The following is a 23468-nucleotide window of genomic DNA, read 5'->3' as shown; positions in this document are numbered from 1 at the left end:
AGCGGGTCTTGTTCGTCTCTGACAACGCATAAATGCGTTTTTCCTGTAGGAGTTGCGTGTGACGCGTCATTCTTTTTATTACGAGATAAGGGAGGCAGATCATCAATCTGCCTCCCTTATCTTTGTAGAGACTGACTTTTGAGTCAGCCCCTTATTTGCGTGAGCTTAAGGAATAAGTAATGAAGGGCTAAATCTTATTTGACGAGATTATGCTTGAAGGCATAGACAACCGCTTGCGTACGATCCACGACATCGAGTTTCGATAAGATGTTCGAGACGTGTGTCTTAACGGTTTTTAAAGAAATGAATAATTCGTCTGCGATTTCTTGGTTCGCCATACCACGAGCCATCAATTGAAGAACTTCCTGCTCACGTTCCGTCAAATCATCATGCAAGTGTGTCGTAGGACGACGAAGACGTTCCATCATTTTACCGGTCACTTGTGCTGCCATGACGGATTGACCGTTTGCCGTCTTGCGGATCGCTTCTGCGATGTCAAAGGCGCTAGCGGTCTTTAAAACATAACTCATCGCACCCGCTTCAATGACAGGATAGACTTTCTCGTCATCAAGAAAACTCGTCACGACGAGAATTTTTGCTTCCGGCCAGTCTTTGCGGATCAGTCGCGTTCCTTCGACGCCATCAACTGGCTCCATTACTAAATCCATCAAGATGACATCCGGTCGGTGTTCAAGCGCAAGCAAGGCTCCTGCTTGACCATCCGACGCTTCGGCGACGACCTCGATGTCTGGTTGTGTGGAAAGGAAAGCAGACACACCGGCCCGGACCATCTCGTGGTCATCTACTAATAATACGCGTATCATACTTGCACCATCCGATCTTTTCTAAGTTTGACTTCGATTTGGGTTCCTTGTCCCGGAACGCTGACGAGACGAATCGTTCCGCCCATCTCAGCCGTCCGTTCCCGCATCGAATTAATGCCATAAGAGGCAAGTTTTTTTTCATCAACGACGAATCCAACACCATCATCATTCATGCTCAGAATGATCGTTTCGTTGAATTGTCGGAGTTCGATATCCATATGAGACGCTTTCGCGTGACGTAATGCATTCGTCAATCCTTCTTGAACGATCCGGAATAACTCGTTTTCAATTTGTCGTGGAAGTGACATCTCTTCTAACTTCCAACTCAATTGTGTGGACTGCTTTCTAGATAATTCTTCGAGCAGTTGAGAAAGTCCTTGTTGTAACGTCATTCCTTCGAGTTCGACAGGGCGAAGCTGAAGTAAGAGGGAGCGCATTTCAGACTGCGCCGTTTGCGCCATCGTCTCGACCATCTCAATCTGTTTGGCAGCAGCTTCAGGTTGAGACAGAATCGTCTGTTTAGCTGCTGTCGTCATCATGGAGATGGCATAGAGCTGTTGCGAAACGGAATCGTGTAAATCACGTGCGAGTCGTTTTCGTTCTTCCGTGACGGCTTGAACTCTTACTTGTTCAACATGTTGCGGACGTGTACTGATTTTTTGGACGGTCTCGACTTGTTCGTCGATACGTTTTCCAATCCGCGACAAGCGTGTCAACGTATGAAAGTAGGGACCCGGAACGATCGTCACATCTTTTCCTTGCTCGAGTTCAATGATGGCAGTCGTGACACGTTTGAAGTCACGTCGCAAGAAAAAGTAATGCATGCTACCGATGGCAAGCGGTAGTAATAACGAGAGTCCGATGACGAGTAGAAGGACAGGGAAATCTTGTTGACGGACGAATAGGACATGCCAATCGACTTGTCGTGTACTTAAGAATAACAACGTTGTCATGACAGCCGTCAAAAAGCCCGTCATGACTTGGAGGGCAATGACACCAAGCGGGAATTGATCACGCTTCATATCGAAGACACCTCCACGTTGCCAATACCGAGCATGACATGAATGCGAACCTTCCGCGTTGCTTCACCGTATTCCGGTGCCCGGAATTGAATGCGTCGATTAAAGAAGGTCGGAATCCGGCGGATGTCCGTCTTGACGCTTCCGAAGCCGATTGACGTGTCGAGTGTATAGTCGTAGCCGGACGGTAAAAGAATTCGGACGTCCCCGACGACACCACTGACGACGATCAAGGTCTCACCTTCCGGGACGTAAGCGTGCGTCAAATCGATTTCTAAATCCTTGACGATGAACTGTTCACTCAAATCCTGTAAGACGTACGGTGCATCGGCTTGAGTCGAGAAGGAGTAAGCGGGTTGAATCTTGATCCCTTCCTCTTCATATTGATGCGGAGCAATCCGTGAAAATAAAAATTCGCGGACAGAATGTCGTGTCACGAGAATGATCCCAAGATAGAGCAAGATACCAGCAATGACAAAACCGATGGCAGCCGAACTAAGGACGACGCCAGCAAGAATGATCGTACCGACGATGTAGAAGAGGATTGCTAATTTTTCATGATTGCGTCGTCGGAAATGAATCCCGACATAATACAGCAGGAACGGAAATAAGACACCAAACAATACATTTCCTGCACCGGACAATAGGTCATAGAACAGACCGAGGGCGAACAGGATCGATACGTAACCGACCAGTTGTTTCGTACTTAATCGTCGCACGATCAATCTCCTTTCTAACATGACAAAGGGAGGCATACGCCTCCTTCATCATTGACTGCTTATTGGTGAATGCGACGCTCGAGTTCAGCGATACGCGCATCGATATCATCTTCATCAACGGCTGGCTGTTTTGCTTCAGGCTCTTCCGCCGTGAACGGATGTGCTTCTTCTTTTATAGTAGCATTTGGTTCGCGATCTAGCACCTGGTTCATCTTGTTTTTTAAGTTCGAGACGTTTTCACGCATCATCCATTCGTACCGTTTGTTTTGTAGATCTTCGAGCTTCAACTTCAACTCGAGGGCTTCACGTTCCAATTCGTTCAGCTCGCGTTTCGTCTCAGCGACGAGTTCTTCGAAGAAGCGGTATTGCTCCCCGTAATGCTTCGATTCGATGGCTGCACGCTCAGCCAGTTGTTGTTCACCGGCTTCGTTCGCGATCTCGACTTGCTTGAAGCGTTTATCTGCTAAATCCTTCGCTTCTTCTTGTTTATGCGTTAATTCTTGCAGCAATGTCCGTTGACGCTCGAGTAGTCGATCAATCTCTTTTAAATCAGCTTCTGTAGATCGAATATGACGAACGAGCTTTTTAGCAGGTACTTCACCCTGTTCGGCTGCTTTTTTGACTTCTGTCATCATTTGTGTCGCAAAATCGTTGAGTTGATCAAATACGTTTTTCATGAAAAATTCCTCCTTGGAAATGGCGAATGATATCGGGTCACACATTTTGATTAGAAACGTTTTTCGTCTAGGTCTTTCCAGTCTGCTTCGAAATGTGTCGTTGATGTACGGCGACGGTTAAAGAGATCTTGAACATTGACACGTTGTAGTTTCATACGCATGTAACCGACGTACAATGCGATGGCTGCTGCGATTCCAATGACTGCCCAGATGTTCGAAAGGGCAAGTCCGATTCCGATGGCTGCTAGGAATCCGAAGCCGAGTTTCGCTGGCCATTTGTTCGATTGCATGAACTTACTGATCGAATAGAACGCGAGTAACGCCCCTAAGCCAAGTCCGATCATATGCGGTAATGTTCCGATGACGACGGCAAGTAACGCCAGTCCGGCGAGAATCATCACCAATTGTTTTCCTTTCGATTGCTTCATGAGGAAGCCTCCCTTGTGTTGATACCTTTATGATACGGGAGTCCTTCTATTCCTACGACACTCTTTGGACCGTATTTGCTCTCGGGCTTAAGGCGGAGAGAAGGTCTGACTTTAAGGGAAGCGCTATCAGAACCAATGATTCATATGATACTCTATAAGGGAATCGAATCGAGAGGAGTGATGTTGATGAGTGCAACAATCAACGCTAAAAAAGTAACATGTGTCGGAAACCAGGGAGGGGTTTCCCTCCCTTAAATCAGAGGAGGAAACCATTTGAACGAATGGGGTACACCACCTGTCTACGAAACGACAGGAACAGAACGATTAGGACGGATCATAGCCGTCTATCAAACGCATTATCGTGTCATGACGGAAACAGGAGAATCGCTGAGCGAACTGTCTGGTAAATTGCGTTTTCAATCGGGAAAGAAAGCTGAATTGCCAGCGGTTGGAGACTGGATCATCCAAACAGAGCGAGAGCCAGGCAAAGGACGGATCGAACGTGTCTTGCCACGATCTTCTCAATTTTCCCGAAAAGCGGCAGGAACGGAGACCGAGGAACAAATCATCTGCGCGAATGTTGACGTCGCCTTGCTCGTCATGGCTTTTGGACATGACTTCAACGTCCGTCGACTGGAACGTTATTTAACGGTTGCTTGGGATGCAGGGGTGACACCAATCATCGTCCTGACGAAAAAAAGTCTGATGCCGTCGATTGAAACGGAAATACAGGCTGTCGAAGCGATCGCGTTCGGAACACCAATCCTTGCCGTTGATTCCTTGACGGGTGACGGATTAGAGGAGTTGCGTGAACAGTTACAAATCAAGCAGACAATCGTGTTAGTTGGGTCGTCCGGCGTCGGGAAGTCGACGCTCGTCAATGCTTTAGCTGGAGAACAGTTAATGGAGACGGGTGGCGTACGAGAAGACGATGAACGTGGACGTCACACGACGACACATCGCGAACTGAAACGACTATCGAACGGTCTATTGCTTGTTGATACACCGGGGATGCGAGAATTGGCCTTATGGGATGGCAGTGACGGTTTATCGTCGACGTTTTCCGATATTGAGGAGCTTGCTGAAAACTGTCGTTTCCGAGACTGTGAACATGATAAGGAACCGGGCTGTGCCGTTCGGACAGCTTTAGAAGATGGTACACTAACTGCTGAGCGCTGGAACAGCTTCGTCAAGCTAAAACGAGAAATCGCCTATGCGGAACGCAAGCAAAATGTGGCGTTGCAGGCGGCGGAGAAAGAAAAGTGGAAAAAAATCCACAAGCAGGCCCAAGCGCATACGAAAGTGAAGTATCAAAAGCGATAATACGACTGAAATATGAAAAGCATCTGCAACGGAAAAAGGAGTCTCTTTTTCTATGCAGATGCTTTTTTCTCGTTATTCTTTTGAAAGGAATTCATTTGTTTCTGTATGGAACGGCACGTTACCCGTCAACGCATCAAGACGATGTAAGTCGGATTGAATCGCTTCAGGGTCACTTCGGCGCGCGTTTCGTACCGTGGCCGTTCCGACCGGATGATCGTTGAATCCAGTCGTTAAATCAAACGTCCGATTCGACAGCCGATCGGTAAAATAACGATCGTGAGAGACGAAGAGGAGCTCACCAGGGAAAACATCGAGGGCGGCTTCGATTTGTTCACGAGTCGCAAGGTCCAAATAGTTCGTTGGTTCATCGAGAATAAGCAAGTGAGCACCAGAAAAATACAGACGTAAGAAAGCGATCCGACATTTCTCACCCATACTGGCGTCGGAAATCGACCGGTAAACATCATCGCGACGGAATAAAAAACAGGCGAGCAACGTCCGGGCGTCCGTTTCACTCATCGTGCCGTACTCAAGTAATGCCTCTAACAACGTACCGGATGTCGGTAAGTGGGAAAGGGCTTGTGAAAAATAGCCGGTCTTCAATCGAGGGTGACGGATTACGTTCCCTTGATGAGGAGCATATTCGCCCTCGATGAGACGCAGTAAGGTCGTTTTCCCGCTTCCATTCGGTCCGATGACAGCAATTCGGTCACCACGTTCTACCGTAAACGAAACATCCTTTAGGATCGGTTTCGTCTCATGCATGAAAGAGACACGTTCAAACGAAATCAGTCGTTTCGCACGAATCGCTTCATGTTCGAATGCGACGTGAACAGTCGGTGCAACCTGTGGTTTTTGTACACGATCCTCGAGTAGACGCTCGAGTTGCTGCTCTTTTGCCTTGACCTTCGTCGCATGTTTAGCAGCCTTCTTTTTCGCATACGGATCCCGTTCACTCGCTTGATTCGAGGCTTTTTGATGCCATTGCCGATAACCCTGAATCATGCGTGTCAGCTCTTTACGGGTGCGTTCTTGTTTTTCGTACGCTCGTTGTTGCGACAGAGCTTGATGTTCCTTTTGTTCTTTATAGGACTGATAGTTTCCGCTGTATCGCGTTGCCCCTGATTCGGATAATTCAATGACGGCATCAGCCGTTGCGTCGATGAAGAATCGTTCGTGTGAGACATAGAGAATCGAGGTCCGTGACATGTTGACCCATTCCGTGAGCCACTCGAGTGTCTCTTGATCCAGATGATTCGTCGGTTCATCGAGAATGATGAAATCAGGTCGTGATAGAAGCAGACAGGCAAGTTGGAGGCGCGTCTGTTCACCACCGCTTAAACTGGATGCTTTGTGTGTCCAGAGTGCTTCCTCTAATTTGACTTCTTTTAAGACGCGTGCTGCATCTGCTTCCAGCGAGAAGGCGTCCTGATCGATTGCTTGTTGATAAATCGTCAAGTCACCATTCATGGCATTAGTGCGAAGTTGATAACGAACCGCATCCGCTCGTTCGACGACATCAAGAACGGTGTGATCGCCCGCCACGAAGTGTTGTGATAGTAGACCGAGTTTTTTGTAATGACGCTTGATCGAACCGTCAGTCGGTTGAAGTTGATCAGCGATCAAGTGTAACAGTGTCGTTTTTCCGATGCCGTTCGGACCGATTAAGGCGACATGTTCACCGGTATGAATATGAAAAGAAACGTCCGAGAAAAGGCGTCGTTCGTCGTAGTCCATCGATAGGTGTTGGATCGTAAGTGTTTCAGTAGGCATAAAAGCAGCTCCTTTAGTGTTCATTTCCGATAAGATGAAATGAAAAACACACCATCCGAAGCGAGCGGATGGTGTGCCGGAGTGTAACTCAAAGAAGGTGCTGGCCAGAGGTTGGTCACACCGAAAAAGAGCAGACTCGTAGCGTCAGACATCCGCAACTGCATTGCGAAAGAGATGATTTCATTCATCAAGCGACGTGTACGAGTGATTGCTTCATTTCGGTGTTGTACCTCCTGTTCATAGTCTATGCCGTCATTGTAACAAAATGGAAACGTTAACACAAGTACGATTCAAGTAATGTTTGCGCAGTATCCGTTTCTTCTGATGAAGGGGGAAGCACATCAGTTAACGGATATGCAAGACCGAGGTTTTCCCACTTATAGACACCGAGTTGATGATACGGAAGTACTTCGACGCGCTCGACGTTTCCGAGCGTCCGGATGAACTCGCCGGTCTGACGGAGGAAATGTTCTGACATCGTAATACCTGGAACGAGGACGTGGCGAATCCAGACGGGAATGTTTCGCTCGGCTAGGCGTTTTGCGAAGGCGAGTGTATTGGCGTTACTCCGTCCAGTCAAGACGCGACAAGCGGCATCGTCGATATGTTTGATATCGAGTAGTACTAGATCCGTCGCATCGAGAATCGCATCGATGTTTTTCGGGACGACGGATCCCGCGGTATCGATGACCGTATGCAGTCCATGGCGTTTTGCTTCTGTTAAAGCAGCCTCCAAGAATTCTGGCTGAGCGAGCGGTTCACCTCCAGAGAAGGTGATTCCGCCACCCGTGGCCTCGAAAAAGGAGCGATAGCTGATCGCTTCTTTTACGACTTCGTCTGCCGAGACACGCCGTCCGCAACCGAACTCCCATGTATCCACGTTATGACAGTATTGACACCGTAGTGGACATCCTTGCGTAAAGACGATGAATCGAATGCCAGGACCATCGACTGTTCCACATGATTCAACGGAATGGATCATACCATAGGTCATACTGCTCACTTCCTTTCACATACTACACATCATTTTAGAGAGAACCGTGGAACGTTCGATTGATGACATCGATCTGTTGTTCACGCGTCAGTTTAATGAAGTTAACGGCATAACCGGATACCCGAATCGTTAACTGTGGATATTGTTCTGGATGCTCCATGGCATCGAGTAACGTCTCACGGTCAAAGACGTTGACATTCAAATGGTGTCCTTTTGAAGTCGTACCACCCATATATCCGTCAAGTAATCCGACCGTATTGCGAATACGTGTGGTCTCATCCTTACCAAGTGCTTTTGGAACAATCGAGAACGTGTAGGAAATCCCGTCGAGCGCATGTTCATATGGTAATTTTCCGACAGATGTCAGTGCGGCGACAGCTCCTCTAGTGTCACGTCCATGCATCGGGTTAGCACCCGGTGCGAATGGTTCACCCGCACGGCGTCCATCTGGCGTATTTCCTGTTTTTTTACCATAGACGACGTTTGAAGTAATCGTCAGGACAGACTGCGTCGGAAGGGCATTGCGATACGTTGGATGTTTACGGATTTTCTCCATGAACAGTGTGACGAGATCGACCGCCATCTGATCCACCCGTTCATCGTTATTCCCGAACTTCGGAAACTCGCCTTCGATTTTAAAATCAACTGCAATCCCATCCGCATCTCGGATTGGACGAACTGTTGCGTAACGGATGGCGGATAGACTGTCAGCGACGACCGATAAACCAGCGATACCGCATGCCATCGTCCGTAAGATTTCTGGATCATGTAAAGCCATTTCAATCCGTTCGTAGCTGTACTTATCATGCATGTAGTGGATGACATTCAGTGTGTTGACGTACAGTTCTGCGAGCCAATCGAGTTGACGATCATAAGCCGCCATGACGGTTTCGTAATCGAGTACTTCGTCGAGCATTAGTGGTGTAGCTGGGGCAACTTGGATTTTGAGCTTCTCGTCCATTCCGCCATTGATCGTATAAAGTAATGCTTTTGCCAGGTTTGCTCGCGCACCGAAGAACTGCATCTGTTTCCCGATCTTCATCGCGGAGACACAACAAGCGATGCCGTAATCATCTCCATAAACCGGTAACATCAAATCATCGTTTTCATATTGAATCGAGCTTGAAACGATCGACATCTTCGCACAGAATTCCTTGAATCCGCGTGGAAGCTGAGTAGACCAGAGAACGGTTAGATTCGGTTCCGGTGCCGGACCAAGTGTCGAGAGAGTGTGTAAGAAGCGGAATGAACTTTTCGTGACGTTTGATCGCCCATCTTCACTCATTCCACCGATTGATTCCGTTACCCACGTCGGATCACCTGAGAACAGATCGTTGTAGTCTGGTGTCCGTAAGAACTTAACGATCCGAAGCTTCATGACGAAATGATCGACGAGTTCTTGTGCAGTCTCTTCCGTCAAGCGACCAGCCGCAAGATCACGTTCGACATAAATATCAAGGAACGTCGAGACTCGACCGAGTGACATGGCTGCCCCGTTTTGCTCTTTGATGGCAGCAAGATAGGCAAGATAGACCCACTGGAATGCTTCTTGTGCTGTTTCTGCAGGGCGGGAGAGATCGAAACCATAGCGAGCTCCAAGCTCGGTCAATTCCGTTAATGCGCGCAACTGTTCATTCATCTCTTCACGGTCGCGAATCATCGATTCAGATAAGAACCCGCCACGTGCCTTTAAATCCTGCTTACGTTCTTCGATCAAGCGTGCCGTTCCGTACAAAGCAACACGACGATAGTCACCGATGATCCGTCCGCGACCATAAGCATCAGGTAATCCGGTGATAATACCGGCTTTACGTGCAGCGCGCATCTCAGGGGTATAGGCATCGAAAACCCCTTGGTTATGTGTCTTCCGGTACTCGCTGAAGGTTTTCGTGACGGTCTCGTCTGCTTCAAAGCCATACGCAGCTAGGGCATCATTCACCATCCGAATCCCACCGTTCGGATGAATCGAACGTTTAAACGGTTCGTCTGTCTGTAAACCGACGATTTTTTCGAGTGAGCGATTCAGATACCCTGCATCATGCGAGAGGATCGTTGATGGTGTTTTAGCATCGACGGCATACACACCACCACGTTGTCGCTCTTCATTCGTCAGCTGTAGAATTTGTTGCCAGAGACGTTCCGTTGCTTGCGTCGGACCGACTAAAAAGTGATCATCTCCTGTATATTCCGTGCGATTGAGTCGGATGAAGTCTGCGACATCGATCGTCTTTACCCATTCACCAGACGTAAAGTTCGTCCAGGCACTCGTTTTTTCTAATAACATGGATACCACTCCTTTAATATTGAGCTAATCATCAGTTCCTTATGTGAATAGTGTAACAAAAGGAAGGGGTGATTCCCTTTACGTTCATGTGAATGTTTTAACAAGTGAACAAACGTTGATATGATGGGCTTTCTTTATTTCTGTATTCATATGAGAATAGTTTAAAAAAAACAGTTTTAGATTGCTAATTCAAGGTTTTTTAGAAACTGTATGAGTTGATTTGAAAAAGATTTACTAGAACAGTTGAAACTGTGAGGAATGTCACGCTACGGTGCCTTGTATTTTTAAGACGTATCGTTGACAATGAAAAAGGGAATATAGAACGTGGAGGTGTGCCAAATGGAGTATGTATCATTAACACAACAAGGAGAGTATCAGTCAGGAGACTGGGTCTCACTGAAAATCGGATCGGACGGTTCAACGCGAACGGGAATGATCACGGAATTCGAAAATGATGGATTCTGGATTCGGTTTGAAGATGATTTTGATTATGAGGACTTTATCGGCTATGATGAATCGTATTGGATTGCGCTTGTTCGTCGTCCGGTTGACGTAAAATCGACGTATGCGAGTCTTGCGGAGTACCCGGCACTCGCTGCAGAATTACAGGATCGTGTCATCCAAGGATTCGAGATTCTAGAAGAAGAAGCCGGTGAAGGAGAGATCCGGTTCCACATTCGATTGCTCGATGCAGGAAATGAATATACACAGACATTACGGGGTTACCGTGATGCATCAGGAGATCATGTCGAATACGTAACGGCATGATGGAATTAAGAGAGTAGGAGAAATCGTTATGAACTTTACAAAACCATTTTTACAGGAAGCATGGGAGCGCGCACGCTTTACCGAGTTGATGCCTGTTCAAGAACAAGCGATTCCATTGTTGCGCGAAGGAAAAGATGTCCTGGCTGAAGCGCCGACAGGAACAGGGAAGACGCTTGCCTATGTCATTCCAGCTTTAGAAAAGATTGAAGTAGAAGAACCACACGTGCAAGTCGTGATCACGGCACCAACACGGGAACTCGTCATGCAAATTCATCAAGTCATTCAATTGTTTGCCCAAGGAAGTGGTATCAAATCCGGTGCATTCATTGGTGGTGTTGAATTAAAACGACAATATGAACGATTAAAGAAAAAACCACAAATCATCGTCGGAACGCCAGGGCGTCTCGTTGAGTTGATTGATTCGAAGAAGTTGAAGATGCATAAGGTGAAATTGATCGTCTTGGACGAAGCGGATCAAATCTATGAGAGTGGTATGAGTGACTCGGCGACGCGGATCGCAAACAGTGCACTACGCGATCGACAACTGGCATTCGTCTCAGCTACATTACCGGAACGGACAGCAGAATGGGGACGGACGCTTGCGAATAATCCTGAGACAATTCGTGTTGAGCGTGCCGTCAGCACACAAGTGACATTTGGTTATTTGGAGACTTCACGTCGTCAGAAGCCGGAATTGTTACGTCGTCTGGCGAACATGCAAGGATCAAAAGTACTGACATTCATTAATAACCGTTCCTTCCTCGGACCATTGAATGGCGAGTTGAGTAAATACTCATTGAAATACCGGATTTTAGACGCTGAAAAAGGCAAACGAGAGCGGATGGAGACATTGCGTTCTTATAAAAAGGGAGAGTTTCCTTTACTCGTCACGACAGGTCTTGCGGCACGTGGGTTAGATATCGAAGCAGTCACGCATGTCGTCCATTATGATTTGCCGGAGTCGCTTGACGATTTCGTACACCGTTCAGGTCGGACGGGACGTGGAAACGCGAACGGAATGGTACTTGCTCTTGTTACGGATCAAGACTTAAAACACTTAAAAACACTTGCGAAGCAAATGGGCGTCGAGATGGAAGCGATGGAAATTTACCGTGGGGAAGTCATTCCAAAACGTGAATTCACAGCACCTCAGACGATTAAACGACCGGCTACTCCTCACCGGAAAGGGCGATCGAAATGAAGAACGATCGAAAAGTAATTCCGTTTCCGACGACGGTTTCTGAAGCGGAAATGAATGCAGCCTTGAAGAAGATGTATCAAGAAGCAGCGACAGCGCGTAGTACGGATTGGGTCGCTTTCATTGAAGAGATTGCGACGGAGGGACGTTGGTATTTAAAAGATGCTGAATTGTTCCGGGACTTATTCGTAGATTGGGCAATCTTCTATGAGACGGATGATCAAGGAAAAACGCCGCACGGTCGTTTTCTTGAGCAGGTCAAAGAAGAGTTATCGCCTAGCCTCTACCGTGCCTTGCGTGGATTAGCGGACCCGATGCCTTCGTTGTTTCAAGTCGAGGCGGATGGTGTCGTTGATTTAATGTCAAAACAGACGTATCAAACGGATTTGTCTGAGATTGAAGTCGAACCAGGTGATTTGTTGATTGGGAAACTGCTCTACATTTCTGGGAAATGGCGCTTTGCGATTGCCTATATGAAAGTAGCGCGCGCACTGGTACCAGAAGTCCTCGCTTTGTTGACGGACTTCGTGGATGAAGTAGGAGAAGACGCGTTGCTTCGCCAGTACCCTGAGTTTTGTGCGGAATTGATCGACTTACTCCTCGATATCGAAGAAGGCAACATTGCGCCGAGACCAGAAGAATAATCGAAAAAACCTAGGACACATGACCGATTATGATCAATGTGTTCTAGGTTTTTTTTCAAGAATCTGCTCGATATAGGGCGACATCGTTTTTATCCCGATGTTTCACGCGATACATGGCAAGGTCGGCTTGCTTTAAGCATGTTTCAAGATCAGCCTTATGACACGCGGTCACACCGATGCTTGCAGAAACGAATAAGGATTGTCCTTTATAAACGTAAGGACGTCTTAAAAAGTGTAAGAAGGATTTGCATTTTCGACGTAAGGACAGTTCATCATCGGCGTGTAAGAGGATCGCGAACTCATCTCCACCAAGTCGATACACCTGTTCTAAAGAATTCGTATGCTCGCTCAATCGTTTCGCGACCTCGATCAATACGTAATCACCTGCTTCATGACCATACGTATCATTGACTTGTTTAAAACCGTCTAAATCGACTACCGCAAGATAATTCATCTCGAGGAGATGGTTCGAAAAATCTCGCTCTAACGAACGACGGTTTCCGATACTTGTCAAGGCGTCATGGTAGGCGTGGTATTCGATACGTTTTTGCCGGAGCTTTCGTTCAGTGACGTCATGTAAAATCGTGAAACGTCCCATCGAGGTGGTGGCAATTTGAATCGGAATATCAATGATCTCATATCGTCTATGTTGTTCATCTTCATACTCATCGATATCTGTCTCAAGTGTTTCTAATAAGTGACGCATCGTACGTGGAATATGTTCAATCGTCATGTCGGGTAAATGAAACAGACGTTGGGCAGCTAAATTTGCGTATAGTGCCGTTCCGGATTGATCGAGTCGAATCATCGGGTCAGGATGACCGAGAAAGAGTGGAATGACTTGCTGTTCACTATCTTTGATTTGTTGTTTTCGGTGCTCGATGCGTGAAGCGAGTTGTTCATTCCGTTCGTGTAATTGTGCGACGATCAACCCATGCTGACGAGCAATCAAGATTTGTCGAATGATTAGTAAAACTAAAATGATGAAGATATCGAGCTTTCCGCCTTCTCGTTCCACCATGTAATGAATAAATAAAGGAACGGCCAGTAGAGGGAGCCAGGAACGGGGAATGACCGTCGTTCGAGTGGTTCCTTCTTCGATATGATCAATATGCCATAGAATAGCTGCACTTTGCGCCAAACGGATCAAGATCGGGAAAAACAGCAGATAATTCGCTGAGAAGTCCGGAAAATAAACACTTGAGACTTCGTAGATACCGCGAATAAAAATGGATAAAAACAATAAGAACAATGCCATCCTTGATACCCAATGGGTTTCTTGGATGAACGTGAAATAGAATAAAACGAATAAACCGAGTGATGTATTCGTGATGACGATGATGGCATAAGGAACAGTTTGCAGTCCAGGATTCGTCAATTCATTGAGGACGTGAAACGCGACAAGTCCAATGAAAACGACGATGATCGCGGCGTCGACGAAAGCGAGTACGTGTTGTCCGAGTGTCCGTTTTGTGATGATTCGGTAAAAAATCGCGTATAAGAATACGTAATGGGATATTGAAAATAAAATTAGGCTATAAATAGATGGAACTGGAAAGTCTGGATTGAAGAAATGTAATGTCTCAAGAACGGAACCGATACAGGATAAAACCAGTGATCCTAAAGCAATCAGCCAGAATTTTCGTCTTGGTACGACTAATGCTTGTTCCTTACGATAAGCAGTAAGAATAAAATAAGCAATTAATCCAAGAGAGGCATACTGTAGTACTTGTTCAACGATCCGATTAGAGATGGAAGGGGTCCATGTGGCAAGGATCATTAAGGCGAATGAGATCAAGAGCATGGCAGGAAACCAACGGATGAAATAGTTCGATTTAAGCATGGACTCCCTCCTAACGTTTAATTTGAGTAGCGAACAAAAAATTGTTTTTTTCGGTCTTCTTAATATGGTACATGGCTTCATCTGCTCGAATCAATAATTGTTCAGAGCTTTTACCATCTTCAGGATATAAGGAAATTCCGATTGATGGTGTGACTTGAAGCGTATGTGTCTGAATATAGAACGGATGATTTAGAACTTCGAGAACGTGTTCGGCAAACTGGCGTGTTTCCGAAGTAGATGCTTGAATGAAAATCAAAAACTCATCTCCGCCAAGACGTGCAACGAGATCAGTTGACGTCGTCATCGATTGAAGGCGGCTCGCCGTCTCTTGTAACACGAGGTCACCAACATCATGCCCATAAGTGTCATTGATTTGTTTGAAACCGTCTAAATCAATGAATAGTAAGGAGCCGTATTCTAACGTCGGCAGAGTCAGATAAAGTTGTTCCTCGAAGTAACGCCGGTTTGGCAAATGCGTGAGCGAATCATGGTACCCCATACGTTCTAGCCATACTTCCTGTTGATAATCTTCCGTGATATCCGCCAAGATGACGAAATAGCGTTGTTGATCCGGGATATCGATGATTGTCGTATTCAAAAAGCTTTCCGGATGTTCCTCCGTGGCCGGTACATGTAGCAAGTGAGAGGGATAAATCAGCTGCGCTTGTTGAAGTAATGGAATGAGTCGATCGAGTTGTAGCCGTTGGCTCGGTCCGAGCGGTAAATCGCTCCATCCAGCTTCGACAGCAGCTGGATTGACAGATCGAATCTGATACGTAGCATCGATTTCAAGAACAACTTCTGGATAAGATAGAAAAAGCGACGTTAGTTCTTTTTCGCGTAACTGTAAGAGTGCTGTCTTTTGATGGACGATGTCTTCTAGATTCGTTTGCAGTGCTGTTGTTTCCTGTAACAACCGCAGATTTTCCTGATATGAAAAAAGCTGTCGTGTTAAAAATAATAAAAACGTAATGCCGACGGAAAGTGAGAAGAAGGTTTGGGAGACAGGGAAGAATGTAATATAGAGAATCAGTACAGATAATAAGATGTACGACATCAAGGAACGCGTAAGTGTTTCGACCCGAATAAGAGTTGCTTGTTGTTCATGACTGATGGGAAGAGCGCGAGTATTCATGAAGGCAAGGATGAAGAGTCCGCTGAGTGGGTATAGCGGAAGCAATAAACCAGCTATTCGCGGTTCACCGTTCAATAACAACGTATAAAAAATAAAGTTCGTCATACCGAGCACGAACGTTCCGAGTACTAGGAAGAGGAACCCTAATCTCGATACGTTTCGCTTTAGTCCAGAAGCATAAAGTAAGAAAAAGAACAGCGTCAACAGAATCGTCAAGAAGGCATAGAAGGTCCAACTGATTTGCTCGAGCACCGTTCGCGTATAAGAGGGGACAAAGCGGAAAATAGCGATGTATCCAGCAATCATCGATACAGTGAACAATGTTAAAGAATCAAGAATCAATAATTTTTGCTTTTGAAACAAAGTCAAATCCAACTGCCGAAATAAGAAGATGACCATCATCGTTAAATGAACCGTATAAGGCAGATCCAGTAAGACGTTCAGGTTAACAGCGTTCCATTGAAAAAGACGACCAATCATATTGAGGAGATCGCCTAGAAAATACGAGAAAAAGGCGATGGATAACCATTTATATGGAATAGAGGGTTGTTTGAAAGCCTTCGATTGACTAAGTAGGAAAATGAAGAAAGAACCGATCAGACTAATGATCGCTGAAAGTTGTAACGAGCGATCTTGTGGCAATAGCCAGAGCAGAGTGTACGTGACGACTAAGTAGAATGCGACGGTAGGGTAGATGTTTTGAACGATCCGTTTCACCGGAACTCCTCCTTTCGCAAGCCTTCCATGAAAATGAAATATGCTATAACATTACCCGATATCTAGTTTGAATTCACATTTATTTTCAGATTTAAAATGAAAATAAGAGGCAATTCCCATTTCATGAAAAAAGCAGGGTTCTTCTTTAAGGAAGAACTCCGCTTATCGAAATTATTGATTAGATTGACGATAGTTTTCAAATGCCTCGATTTTTTCAGAAAGGTACGTCCAATACTCCATCCGTTCATCAAGCATCGCTTTCGTTTTTTCAATGGCTTGATACAGTTCATTGACTTTACCAAGATCGCTTCCTGCCGAAGCAAGTTCGGCTTCTAATTGCTCCAGTTCTGCCTCACTTTCTTCGATTTGTTGTTCAATGATTGCCCAATCTTGTTGTTCCTGATAACTTAGTTTCTTTGGCGTCTCTATCTTTGGTGCTGTAGCAACCTCAACCGTCTTTTCAACAACGATTGATGGAACGGGTGCTGTCATTTGCTCAAGATAGTCTGTATATTGTCCGTAATAGAAAACGATATTCGCATCTTCGAAAGCAATCAGACGATCGACGACCCGGTCGAGGAAGTAGCGATCGTGGCTGACCGTGATGACGGTGCCTGGGAATGATTCTAAATAATCTTCGAGTACGGATAACGTCTCAGTATCCAAGTCATTCGTCGGCTCATCAAGGAAGAGGACGTTCGGTTCTTCCATCAAAATCGTCAACAATTTCAGACGTCGTTTTTCGCCGCCGGAAAGCTTACCGATTTGTTTATATTGGGCTTCCGGTTTAAAGAGAAACTGTTCGAGCATCTGACTTGCCGTGATCTCCTCGCCAGCAAGTGTCGTGATGACTTTTGCAATCCGTTCGACCTCATCGATGACACGGCGTTCGGGATGCGTGAACTCGGCAAATTGCCCATAAAAGCCAATCTTCACCGTTTCGCCGTGAATGATTTCACCGGTTGTTGGTTCTAAGCGTTTCGCAAGGATTGAAAGAAGTGTTGATTTTCCGCTCCCGTTTCGCCCGACGATACCATACCGTTCTTTCCGTCCGATCAGAGCGTTAAACGATTCAAAAAGAGTCCGTTCACCAAATCGATGCGAGACATCATGCGCTTCGATGACCTTTTTACCAAGACGGGTCGAACCGACTTGTACTTCGAGTGTCGATTCTTCTTCCTCGTACGAGAGGTCTTGTAAAGCATCCACGCGCTGGATCCGAGCTTTTTGTTTCGTCGTCCGCGCCTTTGCTCCGCGGCGCAACCAGGCGAGTTCACGACGGAGGATGTTTTGACGTTTTTCTTCCATAGAAGCCGTCCGTTCACGACGTTCGGCACGTTTCTCAAGAAACGATTCATAGTTTCCGACATAGAAATAAGCCGTACCGTTCGCGATTTCCATCATATGATTCGTCACACGATTCAAGAAATAGCGATCGTGGGTAATCAGTAGAATCGCACCACGGTATTCCTTGATTTGAGTCTCAAGCCAACTGATCGTCTCAGCATCGAGTTCGTTCGTCGGCTCATCGAGCAGGAGAAGATCGGCTTCATCAAGTAAAGCTTCAGCGAGTCCGACACGCTTGCGTTGTCCTCCGGAAAGAGAGCCGATCAGCGCGTTCAAGTCGAGGATGCCGAGTTTGTTTAAAATCATCTTTAAGCGTGATTCCGTGTCCCAAGCTTGCGCAGCATCGACTTCTGTCTGAGCTGTGATGAAGCGATTGAGTAGTGTTTCACTCGTCGGATCTTGTTCGAGTGCTAGACGCGCTGTTTCATAGTGACGTAACGCGTTAATTGTTGGTGTATCACCAGACAACAATACTTCCATGACCGTTTGGTCTTCCGGATAATCGGTCGTTTGCGATAGCAAGCGAATCCGATAATCATTCGGGTGATGCATCGTACCAGCGTCTGCCGTCTCTTTACCTGCCAAGATATGCAGGAGTGTCGACTTACCGGTCCCATTGACGCCGATGATGCCAATCCGGTCGCCAGGTGAGACGGAGAATGTCACATCTTCGAAGACGATTTTATCGGCGAATTCTTTTTTGAGATTTTCTGCTTTCATTAACATATTAGACACCTTCTACAATCTGTTTGATTTGCTGTTCGACTGTCTGGACGAGTTCTTTCTGTGTCATCGTACTTGGATCAATCGACGGTAAGATCGTAACGTCGACCGTGGCAGGGCGAATTTTACCCGTTTCCTCCATGACACGATAACTTCCCGAAATTGCGACGGGTACGACGCGAGCGCCACTTGAGGTCGCAAGTGTGAAGCTACCCGCTTTGAACTCCGCCATTGGACCGCCTTTGGAGCGTGTTCCTTCCGGGAAGATGATCATCGATTGTCCGTCCTTGATCGTCTCGACACCAGAACGAATCGCTTTCAGCGATTGGCGTCGATCTTTTCGATCGATCATGACACATCCCATCAGATTCATCCAAACATTGACGATTGGAATTTTATTCACTTCGATTTTTGAGATGAATGCTTTCGGTTTATCGATTGTTCCAAGTAGAATCGGAACATCGAAGTTCCCTTGGTGATTCGAGATGAAAACGACGGGTTCGTTTGCTGGGATGTGTTCACGACCTGTTACGTTGACACGAACGCCAGCGAGTCGGAGAAGAGAGTTTGCCCAGGCGCTTGCTACACGCTGGACGAACGCATAGCGCGCGAGGTGAGTTCGACGTTTTGCACTAGGTAAAAACGGTAAGGTACAGGGTAAGACAAGTCCAAAATAAATGAACCATATGACAGTACGTATCATGGTGAAGTGACAGCTCCTTTTTTCATTACTGATGTTATTGTACAAAAAAAGACCGGGCGTCGCACCCGGTCTGCGTGATTATTCCCAGTAACGAGGTTCAGATTCCTCTTCGCTTTCTCCTAGTTCAAAGGTGAGGCGACGTGTCGTTGGATCAACAGAGAACGTAGCGTTCGTATTGTCGATCTGTTTGATTTCCATCGTTTCCTCATCCAAAATGAGAGTCAAGCGGACCTTATCTTCGTGATCTACGAGCAGTACGCCATCTTCCTTCAACCATAAATCGATGACAGGGGAGTAGCGAAGTGTCCAACCGTTTGATAAAGGGATTTCGTTCATAATGAATCTGTTCCTCCTAGATGATGAAATCGTGTTCTTTACTTATCATGCTGGTCTGTCGCGGAGAATGCAAGTGGTGTGCTGGAATCTTGTTGAGGATAGGAGACTTGATAAGAAAGTTCACGCTTTTTCATCCGTTCGTATTGTTTTTTGACACGACGGTGTTGGATGTATTCAATGTAAGTCAGATAGGACGTACGTATCAGCTGGCGGATTGATGATAGTGACAGACAAATCGCTAGCGTAAAGACGAACACACCGATCGAACTCGTATAATAACCGGTAACAAAACTTAAATATGTAGTGATGAGACCCGCAATCGTCGTGAATAAGTAGAAGAGCACGTCCGTTTCCTCCTCGAAATTAAAATAATGGTATGTCCATTACAATTCGAGGTAAGTCGTGATTTTCCTTTATCGTCCTGTAAATGTCCGGAAAAAATAAAAAATCCACACGGAAGGTGTAGATTTTAAGGGCGATCGATTTGCTGAAGCGCTGGTGTCTTCGGTGTCATATCCGTACTGTTCGATCCTTCTGCGAAGACGATTCCAATCGTAGCAAGGAACGCAAAAAATGCAAAAACCAATGTTTTCGTGAAGCGTCGTGCGAACGAACGCGATTGAATGTTATGAAACATTTTTATCCCCCATATTTACCTAAACTAAACCTTCTTTTTCCTGTTATTTAATCATATATCTTTTTTTCAAAAAAATCACGCAAATGTGTTCCGTTCACAAATATGTCACAACTGTCATCGTTGTGTCGATATCAGAGATGAATGAAAAAAGAGTATAGTATGGTAGGGAAAGAACAGCAGAACGATTCACAAGGACTGGAATCGATTCAAATACAGAGAGGAGATGACCCGAAATGGGATTACGCGCAGGACAGGTTGTCACATTAAAAGTAGAACGCGAAGCAGAGTTTGGAGTGTTTCTGACAGATGGAAATGAAGACGTGTTGTTGCATAACAATGAACAAACACGGAAAGTAGCCCTCGATGAAGAGGTAGAAGTCTTCTTGTATCAAGATAATGAAGGGCGTCTAGCATCATCAATGACGATTCCAGAAGCTTCATTTGAAGACTATGTCAAGACGACGGTTAATGGAACACGCTATAACACAGGAGTGTTCGCGAATATCGGCATTCAAAAAGACGTTCTCGTCTCACTCGACGATTTGCCGCAGCGCCGGATGTTCTGGCCAGAAGAAGGCGATCAACTCTTCATTCGTCTGAAACATGATCAGAAGCTTCGGTTACTCGGAGACCCTGCACCTTATGCATACTTCAACTTACGTGCGAAGCCAGCTCCAGAAGAGTGGAACAACATGGACGTTGAAGGTCTCGTCTTCTCACAACGCGAACCAGGCGTTAACGTCTGGGTCAACGATCAATCGATCGGATTCTTACATGAACGTGAGATGGAACGCTGGCCGCGTCTTGGAGAAGTCTTGAAATTACGAGTGACAAATGTAAAACCAGATGGTACAGTATTACTTTCAGCACGACCACGTGCCTTTGAAGCCATTGATACAGACGCGGAGTTGATTCTGAACCATCTACTTGAACATGATGGCCAGATGCCGTATGGTGATAAGACAGCTCCCGAGACGATCGATGAAGTATTCGGTCTCAGTAAGGCAGCATTCAAACGAGCGCTCGGTCGCCTGTTGAAAGATAAAAAAATAGAAAAAAATGAAACGGGTATTCGGTTGACGAAATAATCGGACCGAGTAAGCCTGCGTTTCGAATAGATAGTAAGGAATTCATCATTTTGGTGGTTGCGGCTGGTTTGATTACCGGCGACCATTTACTGAATATACCCCATCACTAGTGGGGGCACGCGATGACGTACATCGCACGGTCCGGGCACTTCGCCTTTCCCTCGCCCTTATGGCAACGATTATGATGGTGACTTCCCTAAACATTATTATAAGAGAAACCACTCTATCTTTATGTGATAGATTCTGTTATAATAGGTAGTCGATTGTATTCGTTACGGTAGCGTCTGTTTAGTGGCAGACGCTTTTCATATGACAAAGGAGAGTATTTAGCATTGACAACATTTCGTGAATTAAATCTTAGTGAGGCACTTATCAAAGGTGTCCTAAAAATGGGCTTCGAAGAAGCAACACCAATCCAAGCAGAAACAATTCCAGTCGGACTCAGCGGCGTTGACTTAATTGGTCAAGCACAAACAGGTACTGGTAAAACTGCAGCATTCGGTATCCCAACAATCGAGCGTCTTGACGCAAAATCACGCAACATCCAAGCGTTGATTCTTGCTCCAACACGTGAGCTCGCAATCCAAGTAGCAGAAGAATTGAACCGGATCGGTGAAGTAAAACGCGTTCATGCACTTCCTGTTTACGGCGGTCAGCAAATCGATCGTCAAATCCGCGCACTTCGCAAAAATCCACAAATCGTTGTTGCGACACCAGGACGTTTGATGGACCACATGAACCGTAAGACGTTGAACCTCGATCACGTTCAAACGGTCATCCTTGACGAAGCAGATGAGATGTTGAACATGGGATTCGTCGAAGACATCGAGAAAATCCTCGGTGCACTTCCTGAAACACGTCAAACACTCTTATTCTCAGCAACGATGCCACCACAAATTCGTAAAATCGCAGATCGTTTCATGACGACTCCGACACACATCAAAGTCAAAGCAAAAGAAATGACAGTTGAAAACATCGACCAGTCATTCATCGAATTGAAAGAAAGCCAAAAATTCGACGTTCTTTGCCGTTTGATCGACACGGATTCTCCGGAACTCTCAATCATCTTCGGTCGTACGAAAAAACGTGTTGACGAAATGACTGAAGGTTTGATCCAACGTGGATACACAGCTGACGGTTTACACGGTGACTTAACACAAGCAAAACGTGACCAAGTCATCCGTCGTTTCAAAAAAGGAACGATTGATATCCTCGTCGCGACAGACGTTGCAGCACGTGGTCTTGACATCTCTGGTGTCACACACGTCTACAACTTTGACGTCCCACAAGATCCAGAGAGCTATGTTCACCGGATCGGTCGTACGGGTCGTGCTGGTAAAACAGGATCGGCTGTCACATTCGTTACACCACGTGAATTCGGTCAAATCAAAACAATCGAACGTGTCACGAACAAAAAAATGTCACGTCGTCATGCACCAACACTTGATGAAATCTTAGAAGGCAACTTGAAGCTTGCTGCACAAGAACTCATCAAACGCGTTGAAGCAAAAGACTCAAAAGAATATACGACACTTGCACAAGAACTCTTAGAAGAGTACGAAGCAGTGGAACTTCTTTCAGCAGCACTTAAAGGATTGACGAAAGAGCCGGATGCAACACCAGTCCAAATCTCTTCAATCGAACCAATCCGCGTGAAACGTTTCGGTAGCAACGGTGGTGGAAACCGTCGTCCTTACGGAAACAAAGGTGGAAGTGGAAGCGGCAACCGCAGTGGCGGATACCGTGGAAACAACCCACGCGGTGGCGAGCGTCGTGAAGGTGGTCGTTCATCTTCTTCATCAGATCGTCGTGAAGGCGGTTATGCTGGACGTAGCAACCGTAGCGAAAGCGATCGTAACCGTGGTGGACGTAAACCACGTTTTGAAAAGTAAACGATTCGAACCGATTTGTCACAGACAAGTCGGTTCTTTTTTATGATTTATCTGAGCGGTCATGATAAAATGAGCCATGAACGATAGGGAGAGGGCTGAATCATTCGTGTATACCATTTATGTAGCAGCATCCGTCTGTCTCGTTGCACTGATCGTCGCGACGAAAAAGATTTGTGAGCGGACGACAAAAGGACATTTTCGTTATATTCCGTTGGCGACCTTATTATTTGGCGGTATCATCTTTCTTGTGCTAGCCATCGGTAAGGGCGGAGCCGTCGGAATCCAATACGGTGTCCTGAGTATCATCTACTTGACGGCGACATTCGGTGTGTACTTGTATATCGCATTGCGGAAAGATACGACGTTATCGTAAAACAGGGGCTCTCTCGTTACAGA

Annotated in this window: 22 protein-coding genes; 7 read left to right on the top strand and 15 right to left on the bottom strand. The window is 46.1% G+C overall.

The features are described 5' to 3' along the window. Positions 1–194: 194 nt before the first annotated feature. Genes AYO36_RS14400 through AYO36_RS14380 form a run of 5 tightly spaced genes read right to left on the bottom strand, consistent with a single transcriptional unit; the run spans position 195 to position 3667 of the window. On the bottom strand, positions 195–824 hold the full coding sequence (locus AYO36_RS14400; protein ID WP_023467256.1) for a response regulator: 630 nt from the start codon (positions 822–824) through the stop codon (positions 195–197). Further along, positions 821–1846 (bottom strand): sensor histidine kinase, encoded by a 1026-nt coding sequence (locus tag AYO36_RS14395; RefSeq protein WP_034785901.1) that lies wholly within the window; start codon positions 1844–1846, stop codon positions 821–823. The genes AYO36_RS14400 and AYO36_RS14395 overlap by 4 nt, the downstream gene beginning before the upstream one ends. Then, complete coding sequence (gene liaF / locus AYO36_RS14390) at positions 1843–2562, bottom strand: cell wall-active antibiotics response protein LiaF (protein ID WP_029340864.1); 720 nt, start codon at positions 2560–2562, stop codon at positions 1843–1845. The genes AYO36_RS14395 and liaF overlap by 4 nt, the downstream gene beginning before the upstream one ends. Before the next feature lie 59 nt (positions 2563–2621). Beyond that, the gene (locus AYO36_RS14385; protein WP_029340865.1) at positions 2622–3239 is read right to left on the bottom strand and encodes a PspA/IM30 family protein; all 618 of its coding nucleotides are present in this window, start codon (positions 3237–3239) and stop codon (positions 2622–2624) included. Positions 3240–3289: 50 nt separating this feature from the next. Then, positions 3290–3667, bottom strand: coding sequence for a lmo0954 family membrane protein (locus AYO36_RS14380; protein WP_023467260.1), 378 nt, complete (start codon positions 3665–3667; stop codon positions 3290–3292). A 273-nt stretch (positions 3668–3940) separates the two neighbouring features. On the opposite strand from AYO36_RS14380, the gene rsgA reads away from it, so the two are divergent. Beyond that, entirely contained in the window at positions 3941–4990 is a 1050-nt protein-coding gene (gene rsgA, locus AYO36_RS14375; RefSeq protein ID WP_064300808.1) for a ribosome small subunit-dependent GTPase A, read from the top strand. A gap of 72 nt (positions 4991–5062) precedes the next feature. On the opposite strand, the gene abc-f is transcribed toward rsgA, so the two are convergent. The 3 genes from abc-f to pflB all read right to left on the bottom strand — a co-directional run bounded on the left by abc-f (position 5063) and on the right by pflB (position 10041). Beyond that, on the bottom strand, positions 5063–6763 hold the full coding sequence (gene abc-f / locus AYO36_RS14370; protein WP_064300807.1) for a ribosomal protection-like ABC-F family protein: 1701 nt from the start codon (positions 6761–6763) through the stop codon (positions 5063–5065). Positions 6764–7037: 274 nt separating this feature from the next. Beyond that, a complete protein-coding gene (gene pflA, locus AYO36_RS14365; RefSeq protein ID WP_023467263.1) occupies positions 7038–7757 on the bottom strand; it encodes a pyruvate formate-lyase-activating protein in 720 nt (239 codons plus the stop codon). Positions 7758–7791: 34 nt separating this feature from the next. Continuing rightward, positions 7792–10041 carry a formate C-acetyltransferase gene (gene pflB / locus AYO36_RS14360; RefSeq protein WP_064300806.1) on the bottom strand — a complete coding sequence of 750 codons (2250 nt, stop codon included), beginning with the start codon at positions 10039–10041 and terminating at the stop codon, positions 7792–7794. A 339-nt stretch (positions 10042–10380) separates the two neighbouring features. Here pflB and AYO36_RS14355 point away from each other — a divergent pair, with 339 nt between their 5' ends. Genes AYO36_RS14355 through AYO36_RS14345 form a run of 3 tightly spaced genes read left to right on the top strand, consistent with a single transcriptional unit; the run spans position 10381 to position 12651 of the window. After that, positions 10381–10809 (top strand): hypothetical protein, encoded by a 429-nt coding sequence (locus AYO36_RS14355; RefSeq protein ID WP_050678235.1) that lies wholly within the window; start codon positions 10381–10383, stop codon positions 10807–10809. A 28-nt stretch (positions 10810–10837) separates the two neighbouring features. Beyond that, positions 10838–12010 carry a DEAD/DEAH box helicase gene (locus tag AYO36_RS14350; RefSeq protein ID WP_064300805.1) on the top strand — a complete coding sequence of 391 codons (1173 nt, stop codon included), beginning with the start codon at positions 10838–10840 and terminating at the stop codon, positions 12008–12010. Further along, the gene (locus AYO36_RS14345; protein WP_023467267.1) at positions 12007–12651 is read left to right on the top strand and encodes a hypothetical protein; all 645 of its coding nucleotides are present in this window, start codon (positions 12007–12009) and stop codon (positions 12649–12651) included. The genes AYO36_RS14350 and AYO36_RS14345 overlap by 4 nt, the downstream gene beginning before the upstream one ends. Before the next feature lie 55 nt (positions 12652–12706). Here AYO36_RS14345 and AYO36_RS14340 read toward each other — a convergent pair whose 3' ends face one another. From AYO36_RS14340 to AYO36_RS16960, 7 genes are all read right to left on the bottom strand, one after another. Next, positions 12707–14494, bottom strand: a complete 1788-nt coding sequence (locus AYO36_RS14340) for a GGDEF domain-containing protein (RefSeq protein ID WP_064300804.1) — start codon at positions 14492–14494, stop codon at positions 12707–12709. Between the two features lie 10 nt (positions 14495–14504). After that, positions 14505–16346, bottom strand: coding sequence for a GGDEF domain-containing protein (locus AYO36_RS14335; protein WP_064300803.1), 1842 nt, complete (start codon positions 16344–16346; stop codon positions 14505–14507). A gap of 171 nt (positions 16347–16517) precedes the next feature. Beyond that, on the bottom strand, positions 16518–18419 hold the full coding sequence (locus AYO36_RS14330; protein WP_064300802.1) for an ABC-F family ATP-binding cassette domain-containing protein: 1902 nt from the start codon (positions 18417–18419) through the stop codon (positions 16518–16520). 1 nt (position 18420) lies between these two features. Further along, complete coding sequence (locus AYO36_RS14325; RefSeq protein WP_029340873.1) at positions 18421–19119, bottom strand: lysophospholipid acyltransferase family protein; 699 nt, start codon at positions 19117–19119, stop codon at positions 18421–18423. Positions 19120–19197: 78 nt separating this feature from the next. Beyond that, a complete protein-coding gene (locus AYO36_RS14320) occupies positions 19198–19455 on the bottom strand; it encodes a hypothetical protein (RefSeq protein WP_023467272.1) in 258 nt (85 codons plus the stop codon). 38 nt (positions 19456–19493) lie between these two features. Continuing rightward, positions 19494–19799 (bottom strand): hypothetical protein, encoded by a 306-nt coding sequence (locus AYO36_RS14315; protein ID WP_050678231.1) that lies wholly within the window; start codon positions 19797–19799, stop codon positions 19494–19496. A 125-nt stretch (positions 19800–19924) separates the two neighbouring features. Further along, entirely contained in the window at positions 19925–20092 is a 168-nt protein-coding gene (locus AYO36_RS16960; RefSeq protein ID WP_023467274.1) for a hypothetical protein, read from the bottom strand. Between the two features lie 233 nt (positions 20093–20325). Between AYO36_RS16960 and AYO36_RS14310 the strand changes: the two genes are divergently transcribed. The 3 genes from AYO36_RS14310 (at position 20326) to AYO36_RS14300 (ending at position 23445) form a co-directional block, all read left to right on the top strand. Then, positions 20326–21180, top strand: a complete 855-nt coding sequence (locus AYO36_RS14310) for a CvfB family protein (protein WP_047395140.1) — start codon at positions 20326–20328, stop codon at positions 21178–21180. 332 nt (positions 21181–21512) lie between these two features. Further along, positions 21513–23072, top strand: a complete 1560-nt coding sequence (gene cshA / locus AYO36_RS14305; RefSeq protein ID WP_035398788.1) for a degradosome RNA helicase CshA — start codon at positions 21513–21515, stop codon at positions 23070–23072. Between the two features lie 106 nt (positions 23073–23178). Further along, entirely contained in the window at positions 23179–23445 is a 267-nt protein-coding gene (locus AYO36_RS14300; RefSeq protein ID WP_023467277.1) for a hypothetical protein, read from the top strand. Positions 23446–23468: the final 23 nt, after the last annotated feature.

Source organism: Exiguobacterium sp. KKBO11, from assembly GCF_001644945.1.
In the GTDB taxonomy this organism is placed as follows: domain Bacteria; phylum Bacillota; class Bacilli; order Exiguobacteriales; family Exiguobacteriaceae; genus Exiguobacterium_A; species Exiguobacterium_A abrahamii.
This window is presented reverse-complemented; position numbering and strand designations above follow the sequence as displayed.

What these genes read in the sequence shown, in the direction of transcription:
- AYO36_RS14340 (WP_064300804.1), bottom strand. Translation starts at nt 14,494, where the DNA reads ATGCTTAAATCGAACTATTTCATCCGTTGGTTTCCTGCCATGCTCTTG.
- AYO36_RS14310 (WP_047395140.1), top strand. Translation starts at nt 20,326, where the DNA reads ATGGGATTACGCGCAGGACAGGTTGTCACATTAAAAGTAGAACGCGAA.
- AYO36_RS16960 (WP_023467274.1), bottom strand. Translation starts at nt 20,092, where the DNA reads ATGTTTCATAACATTCAATCGCGTTCGTTCGCACGACGCTTCACGAAA.
- abc-f (WP_064300807.1), bottom strand. Translation starts at nt 6,763, where the DNA reads ATGCCTACTGAAACACTTACGATCCAACACCTATCGATGGACTACGAC.
- pflA (WP_023467263.1), bottom strand. Translation starts at nt 7,757, where the DNA reads ATGACCTATGGTATGATCCATTCCGTTGAATCATGTGGAACAGTCGAT.
- AYO36_RS14325 (WP_029340873.1), bottom strand. Translation starts at nt 19,119, where the DNA reads ATGATACGTACTGTCATATGGTTCATTTATTTTGGACTTGTCTTACCC.
- AYO36_RS14330 (WP_064300802.1), bottom strand. Translation starts at nt 18,419, where the DNA reads ATGTTAATGAAAGCAGAAAATCTCAAAAAAGAATTCGCCGATAAAATC.
- AYO36_RS14395 (WP_034785901.1), bottom strand. Translation starts at nt 1,846, where the DNA reads ATGAAGCGTGATCAATTCCCGCTTGGTGTCATTGCCCTCCAAGTCATG.
- AYO36_RS14350 (WP_064300805.1), top strand. Translation starts at nt 10,838, where the DNA reads ATGAACTTTACAAAACCATTTTTACAGGAAGCATGGGAGCGCGCACGC.
- AYO36_RS14320 (WP_023467272.1), bottom strand. Translation starts at nt 19,455, where the DNA reads ATGAACGAAATCCCTTTATCAAACGGTTGGACACTTCGCTACTCCCCT.
- AYO36_RS14400 (WP_023467256.1), bottom strand. Translation starts at nt 824, where the DNA reads ATGATACGCGTATTATTAGTAGATGACCACGAGATGGTCCGGGCCGGT.
- AYO36_RS14385 (WP_029340865.1), bottom strand. Translation starts at nt 3,239, where the DNA reads ATGAAAAACGTATTTGATCAACTCAACGATTTTGCGACACAAATGATG.
- AYO36_RS14345 (WP_023467267.1), top strand. Translation starts at nt 12,007, where the DNA reads ATGAAGAACGATCGAAAAGTAATTCCGTTTCCGACGACGGTTTCTGAA.
- AYO36_RS14380 (WP_023467260.1), bottom strand. Translation starts at nt 3,667, where the DNA reads ATGAAGCAATCGAAAGGAAAACAATTGGTGATGATTCTCGCCGGACTG.
- AYO36_RS14355 (WP_050678235.1), top strand. Translation starts at nt 10,381, where the DNA reads ATGGAGTATGTATCATTAACACAACAAGGAGAGTATCAGTCAGGAGAC.
- pflB (WP_064300806.1), bottom strand. Translation starts at nt 10,041, where the DNA reads ATGTTATTAGAAAAAACGAGTGCCTGGACGAACTTTACGTCTGGTGAA.